This is a genomic window from Polaromonas sp. P3_C2, assembly GCF_056402675.1.
Genome location: NZ_JBFUGX010000272.1, coordinates 1 through 5,468, shown reverse-complemented (window position 1 = coordinate 5,468; position 5,468 = coordinate 1). Strand labels below are relative to the sequence as shown.

At 61.1% G+C, this 5,468-nt stretch carries 7 protein-coding genes; 5 read left to right on the top strand and 2 right to left on the bottom strand.

Annotated features, from left to right (window positions below; all coding sequences use genetic code 11):
• From AC1DWI_RS12700 to AC1DWI_RS12690, 3 genes are all read left to right on the top strand, one after another.
• A partial coding sequence (locus AC1DWI_RS12700) for an ABC transporter ATP-binding protein (RefSeq protein WP_477724944.1) occupies positions 1–761 on the top strand: 761 nt, incomplete at its 5' end.
• 2 nt (positions 762–763) lie between these two features.
• Entirely contained in the window at positions 764–1,603 is an 840-nt protein-coding gene (locus AC1DWI_RS12695) for an ABC transporter permease (protein WP_477671217.1), read from the top strand.
• Between the two features lie 132 nt (positions 1,604–1,735).
• Complete coding sequence (locus AC1DWI_RS12690) at positions 1,736–1,888, top strand: DUF3096 domain-containing protein (protein WP_348050368.1); 153 nt, start codon at positions 1,736–1,738, stop codon at positions 1,886–1,888.
• A 46-nt stretch (positions 1,889–1,934) separates the two neighbouring features.
• Here AC1DWI_RS12690 and AC1DWI_RS12685 read toward each other — a convergent pair whose 3' ends face one another.
• Both AC1DWI_RS12685 and gloB read right to left on the bottom strand, forming a co-directional pair.
• Entirely contained in the window at positions 1,935–3,494 is a 1,560-nt protein-coding gene (locus AC1DWI_RS12685) for a transglycosylase SLT domain-containing protein (protein WP_477670870.1), read from the bottom strand.
• Positions 3,491–4,342, bottom strand: a complete 852-nt coding sequence (gloB, locus tag AC1DWI_RS12680) for a hydroxyacylglutathione hydrolase (RefSeq protein WP_477670869.1) — start codon at positions 4,340–4,342, stop codon at positions 3,491–3,493. Before gloB ends, AC1DWI_RS12685 begins: the two co-directional genes overlap by 4 nt.
• A gap of 12 nt (positions 4,343–4,354) precedes the next feature.
• On the opposite strand from gloB, the gene AC1DWI_RS12675 reads away from it, so the two are divergent.
• Both AC1DWI_RS12675 and AC1DWI_RS12670 read left to right on the top strand, forming a co-directional pair.
• Entirely contained in the window at positions 4,355–5,194 is an 840-nt protein-coding gene (locus tag AC1DWI_RS12675; protein ID WP_477670868.1) for a class I SAM-dependent methyltransferase, read from the top strand.
• Positions 5,195–5,247: 53 nt separating this feature from the next.
• A partial coding sequence (locus AC1DWI_RS12670) for an RNase H family protein (RefSeq protein WP_477724943.1) occupies positions 5,248–5,468 on the top strand: 221 nt, incomplete at its 3' end.

Sequence of the window (5,468 nt, the reverse complement as noted above, 5' to 3'; positions counted from 1 at the left end):
ACGATGCGGGCCAGCGTTATGCGGCGGTAAGCGACACCACCTTGCGCATACGGGCCGGTGAATTCGTTTCGGTTGTCGGGCCTACAGGTTGCGGTAAATCCACGTTACTCAATATTGGTGCCGGTTTGCTGGAGCCGTCTTCCGGTGAGGTTCGGGTGTTTGGCCAACCGCTGGGCGGCATCAACACCCGCGCCGGCTACATGTTCCAGACTGAAGCCTTAATGCCGTGGCGCAGCGCCATCGCCAATGTGATGATGGGCTTGCAATACCGTGGTGTTCCGGATACCGAGGCCCGCCGCCAGGCGCAGGACTGGCTTGAACGCGTGGGGCTGGGCGAGTTCGGCGACCGCTATCCGCACCAGCTTTCGGGCGGCATGCGCAAGCGCACCGCACTGGCCCAGGTGCTGGCGCTGGATCCCGACATCATCCTGATGGACGAACCTTTCAGTGCGCTTGACATTCAGACGCGCCAGCTCATGGAAAACGAGGTGCTGGACCTGTGGGCCGCAAAAAAGAAGGCCGTGCTGTTCATCACCCACGATCTTGACGAGGCCATTGCCATGAGCGACAGGGTGGTGGTGCTGTCGGCTGGACCCGGCACGCATCCCATCGGCGAATTTGCCATCGATCTGCCTCGTCCGCGCGATGTTGCCGAGGTACGCAGTCAGCCGCGGTTTGTCGAGCTGCATACGCAGATATGGAATGTGTTGCGCGATGAGGTCCTTAAAGGTTACGCGCAGCAACTGAAGAAAGCGGCTTGAGCATGTGGCACCGCCTCAAACCTTCAGAAAACAACCTGCGCGCCTGGCAGCTGGGCTTGTTGGTACTCGTGCTGTTGGGCTGGCACCTGGCTTCGCGCGACCAGAAAATTGCTTTTTTCCTGGGCGAGCCCATCAAGGTCGCCGGCAGGGTGTGGAGCTGGTTCATGCCTTTTGGTTTTGGTGAAAGCCGCATGTTCCCCGATGGCTTGCCGGGCAATGCCGACATCTACCTTCACCTGGGCACCACGTTGCTGGAAACCGTGCTGGCCTTCGGCATAGGCACCGTGCTGGGCCTGGCGTGCGGCCTGTGGCTTGCCCTGGCCCCTACAGCCAGCGCCATCCTGGACCCCTACATCAAGGCGGCCAATTCCATGCCCCGTGTGATCCTGGCACCCATTTTTGCGCTGTGGTTTGGCCTTGGCATCTGGAGCAAGGTGGCGCTGGCGGTCACGCTGGTGTTTTTCATCGTGTTCTTCAATGTTTACCAGGGCGTGAAAGAGGTCAGCCCGGTGGTGCTGGCGAATGCCCGCATGCTGGGCGCCAACCAGCGCCAGCTGCTGCGCACGGTGTACCTGCCAAGCGCGACCAGCTGGGTGTTTTCCAGCCTGCATACCTCTGTGGGCCTGGCGTTTGTCGGGGCCGTCGTGGGTGAATACCTGGGCTCTGCGCGCGGAGTGGGCTACCTGATTTTGCAGGCCGAGGGCACGTTTGACGTGAACACGGTGTTTGCCGGCATCGTGGTGCTGACGGCATTTGCCCTGGTGCTGGACGGCATTGTTGGCAAGCTGGAGAAGCGGCTCATGAAATGGCAGCCGCGCACTGGTGAGACAGAAAAACTCTGACGTTTTCCCTGTACCGCAACTCTTCCTGTCGTCCTACAGCCTGCGGCCGGGTGGCTCCTTAAAGTCGTGACTGCCTGCACCGCTTCTGCCATGCGCAGCAGCGGCAAGCCGGCTTCACTCCAAGGACACACCATGAATCTTTCACTCAGCATCGGCCCCATCGTGTCGCTCATCGCGGGGATCCTTATCCTGCTGATACCGCGGCTGCTCAATTACATCGTGGCGATTTACCTGATCGTTATCGGCTTGATCGGTTTGTTCGGCAGCGGTTCGTTCAAGCTGTAGCAGCAGCCCCGCAGCTGGTGACTGCTGGAGCGCGTGATCCGGAACGTCAACGTTTTTTGGACTTGACGACCGTCTTGGTATTGCTGCGTTTGGTCACTTTGGCGGAACTGCCGCGACTGCGGCTGGAGGCTGAGGCCTGGCTTTTTGAGGCATGGCTTTTGACCGGAAGAAAAACCACCACCTGATGGCCCAGCTTGAACGCGCTGGAAGTGCTGACATTGTTCCATTCGGCAACGCTGGCAACGCTCAGGCCGTAGCGCTTGGCAATGGTTGCAACCGACTCGCCCTTGCGGGCCTTGACGGTGGTGCGGCGTGTCACGACTTCAGGAGAAAACGAGACTTGCGCGGTATCTGCAACGTGGCTGGTAACGTCGTTTTCCACCTTGGCGGAACGCGGCACCAGCAAGGTCGAGCCTGCCTTGATGAGCATGCGCGGCGGTATGTTGTTGACGCTGCGCAGATCGGCCTCACTCATGCCAGTGCGGCGTGCTGCTTCGGCCGGGTTCATGGTGCTGGGCGCCGACCAGGCGGTCCAGCTGGCATATTGCCCCTGGGTGTAGGCCTCGAAGTTGCGCTGAAACACCGTGGCGTTGTCCCAGGGAAGCAGTATCTGGGGCGTTCCTGCTGCGATGATGACGGGGCGATGTGCTGAAGGGTTCAGTGCCTTGAAGTCTTCAATCTTGACGTCCGCAAGGCGTGCGGCCAGGGCTACATCAATGTCACGTGTGATCAGCACCTGCTGAAAATAAGGGTGGTTTTCGATCAGCGGCAATTCCGTGCGGAATGCCTGGGGATTGGCCACAATGTTTTTGACGGCCTGCAGCTTGGGCACGTAGAGCCTCGTTTCTGCCGGCATGTTCAGGTCGGTGTAGCTGGTGCCCAGCCCTGCTCTCTGGTTTTTGGCGATGGCGCGGCCCACGCTGCCCTCCCCCCAGTTGTAGGCCGCCAGCGCCAGATGCCAGTCGCCAAACATGCCATGCAGCTTTTGCAGGTAGTCCAGTGCCGCACGGGTGGAAGCCAGTACGTCGCGCCGGTCGTCGCGGAAAGCGTTTTGCTTCAGGTCGAAATATTTGCCGGTGGCCGGCATGAACTGCCACATGCCGGCGGCTTTGGCGCTGGAAACGGCCTGCGGGTTAAAAGCGCTTTCGATGAACGGCAGCAATGCCAGTTCCGTCGGCATCTGGCGGCGCTCAAGTTCTTCAACGATGTGAAAAAGGTATTTGCTGGAGCGCTCGGTCATGCGCTGGATATAGTCCGGCCGGCTGGCATACCACTGCTCGCGATCCGTCACCAGTTCGTTTTGCAGGTCGGGCATGGCGAAGCCGCGGCGAATACGGTCCCAAAGTTCCTTGGGAGGTTCCGTGGAGGCGATCTGGTAAGAGCCGATCTGACCTGGTGTGATGGCTTGAAGTGGGCCGCCCGGCACTTGCGGTTTGGCGGCGGGGCCTGTTCCTGTTGTGAGGACCGGGTCACCCGGCATGCCGGGTGGCTGTGTGGCGCAGCCCGCCAACAGTGTCGCCACAAGCAGAAACGCCAGCGGAACAATACGGAAATTGATGAGATTGGGAAGAGGGGATGCTGCAGTGGTTCGGTCGTGTGGCGTCATTTGAATTGGTTTTTCCACTGCCGGATGGCGGCAAATACGGTGTTGTCGTCGCGGGCCGACGCATCAAAGTGCCGGGCAGCCGCCATGATAGTGGGTTGGCGGGTCCGCAAGAAGGGGTTGATCAGCAATTCCTGGGCCACAGAGGTCGGCAAGGTTGGCTTTCCCTGGGCGCGAAGTGCAACGCATTGCGCCTGATATGCCGCCAGGTCGGCATTTTCTGGCTCGACTGCCACGGCAAAGCGGAGATTGCTGAGTGTGTATTCATGGGTACAACAGACGACGGTGTTGCCAGGCAACGCAGCCAGCTTGTCGAGCGAGGCCAGCATTTGCGCCGGTGTACCCTCGAATAAACGTCCGCAGCCTCCCGAGAACAGTGTGTCGCCGCAAAACAGCAGCGGCCTGCCGTTCACGGCAAGGCCATCCGGCGCCGGGCCGCCCCAAGCCGGATGAGCCCCCTCGGGGGGCAGCGCATCACGCGAAGCGGAAAGCGTGGGGGCAAGGTAATAGGCAATGTGACCTGCGGTATGCCCGGGCACGTCGATCACCTGGAAATCCAGGCCGAGGGCCGTGAGGCTGTCACCTCCATTGAGATGTGTGTAAGGCTGCGGAATGCGTTCGGTGGCAGGGCCCCAGACTTGGGCGCCCGTCGCTTCGCGCAGGGCATCGACACCGCCCGTGTGGTCGGGATGGTGATGCGTGACTAGAATCGACTCCAGTTGCAATGCGTGCTGCTCCAGGGTGCGCTGCACCGGCCCGGCATCTCCCGGGTCCACGACCAGGGCACGCCTGCCGTCATGCAACAACCAGAGGTAGTTGTCGTCGAAGGCAGGAATGGGAATCAAATACATACAGTGGTCTCAATGAGCTCTGAAATTATAGGTTTGACGGACTGGCTGAAGACCCCTCCCGGTGGTTATCTTCTGGACTGGGAACGCACGCATTTTGACCAGGCCGTCAGTGACGTGTTTGGTTACCACGCACTGCAATTGGGCCTGCCGGAGCTCGACGCCCTGCAAGCCAATCGCATGCCGCACAAATGGCTGGCACTGGATTCCCTGCCGCCGTCGTCTGAACCCGGAAAGTCCCCGGCTACAGATACGAGCGGCCGCACGGCCGCAAGTTCCCGGCGCGCGGCGCTCCTGACCGATGCAGGAGCACTTCCCTTCCCGGAGAACAGCCTGGACCTGGTGGTATTGCCGCATACGCTCGAACTCAGCAGCGACCCGCATGCCAGCCTGCGCGAGGTGAGCCGGGTGCTTGTTCCGGAAGGTCGGGTGGTCATCAGCGGCTTCAACCCGACCAGTTTGTGGGGGCTGCGCCAGCGCCGCGGCCACATCTACCAGCGCTGGGGGTATGACAACCTGTTTCTTCCCAAAACAGGCGAGTTCATCGGCTACTGGCGCCTTCGCGACTGGTTGAGGCTGCTGGACTTTGAGGTAGAGTCGGGGCGCTTCGGCTGCTACCGGCCGGCGCTCACAAGTCAGGCCTGGCTGGACCGGTTCGAGTGGATGGATGCGGCGGGCGAACGCTGGTGGCCTATTTTTGGCGCTGTTTATTTCCTCGCGGCGGTCAAGCGTGTACGTGGCGTCCGGTTGCTTGAGCCCGCCTGGAAGGCGCGAAGGGCGCCGGCAACGGCACCCGCCGCGATAGCCAACAAGGAGCTGCTCACCCGTTCATCCCGCTCACAGCCGCCTGCCTGATTTTCTTTAACCACCGGCTGCTCTTTGGAGCTTCCCGGGAGCATTTGTAACGCATGACCGACACACCAACAGGCACAACGCCACAACCACAACACGTCGTGATCTATACCGACGGCGCATGCAAGGGAAACCCCGGCCCCGGAGGTTGGGGGGCGCTGCTGGCAATGGGCGGCACCGAAAAAGAGCTATTTGGCGGCGAACTTGGCACTACCAACAACCGCATGGAGATGACTGCCGTCATCGAGGCGCTGGCGGCGCTGAAGCGGCCCTGCAG

Coding starts and splice junctions, on each gene's coding strand:
- AC1DWI_RS12685 (WP_477670870.1), bottom strand. CDS start 3,494: ATGACGCCACACGACCGAACCACTGCAGCATCCCCTCTTCCCAATCTC.
- AC1DWI_RS12690 (WP_348050368.1), top strand. CDS start 1,736: ATGAATCTTTCACTCAGCATCGGCCCCATCGTGTCGCTCATCGCGGGG.
- AC1DWI_RS12695 (WP_477671217.1), top strand. CDS start 764: ATGTGGCACCGCCTCAAACCTTCAGAAAACAACCTGCGCGCCTGGCAG.
- gloB (WP_477670869.1), bottom strand. CDS start 4,342: ATGTATTTGATTCCCATTCCTGCCTTCGACGACAACTACCTCTGGTTG.
- AC1DWI_RS12675 (WP_477670868.1), top strand. CDS start 4,355: ATGAGCTCTGAAATTATAGGTTTGACGGACTGGCTGAAGACCCCTCCC.